Here is a 562-nt window from a genome sequence, read left to right as displayed (position 1 = left end):
GGACCGAGAGCGAGAGGCACGAGCGGCTCCGTTGCCGCGTTCCCTTTGCTCTGGAGAACAGCGAGAGGATCACGCCGAAAGGCGGTCAGATCCGAGAACCAGTGTCTCATCTTGAATCTCCACGTCATCAATCAATTTCACAAGCGTTTCGAAGCGCGGTCCGCGTTGATGGGCGATTGTTGTGCGACCTAAGCTTTGGAGAAAAAGCGAACTACGCCGAGAGGCGCTCAAGTTCCAACGTCTCATGTTGGATCTCCACGTGATCAATCAGTTTCAGTAGAGCTTCGAAACGTTCTCCCCGTTGTTCCGCGATTGGTGTTTCGCCAGCCACGATTGAAATTGGATCGCGTCCATCACCGACGTCGAATAGTTGCGGAGGCCCGTAGCGGCGCGTTTTCACACCTAGTCGGCTTAAGAGCCTTTCTTGTTTTACTTCACCAATCGCAACTAGCGATTTGGCCCTATAACGATGGGAAAAGTAAAACATGAGCGCATAAAGAATCTGGCTTGCGTTACTTACCGCCGCCGAGCGTTGAATACCCAGGCGACTAATCTCCCAAAC

At 52.7% G+C, this 562-nt stretch carries 1 pseudogene; it reads right to left on the bottom strand.

Annotation, left to right across the window (positions count from 1 at the left end):
- Nucleotides 1-211: 211 nt before the first annotated feature.
- Nucleotides 212-562, bottom strand: a pseudogene (locus AC1DT3_RS23720) (hypothetical protein); the annotation flags it as partial.

It is taken from the genome of Microvirga sp. P4_G7, from assembly GCF_056401005.1.
The sequence above is the reverse complement of the archived record's forward strand: the minus strand, read 5'-3'. Positions and strand labels throughout refer to the sequence as shown.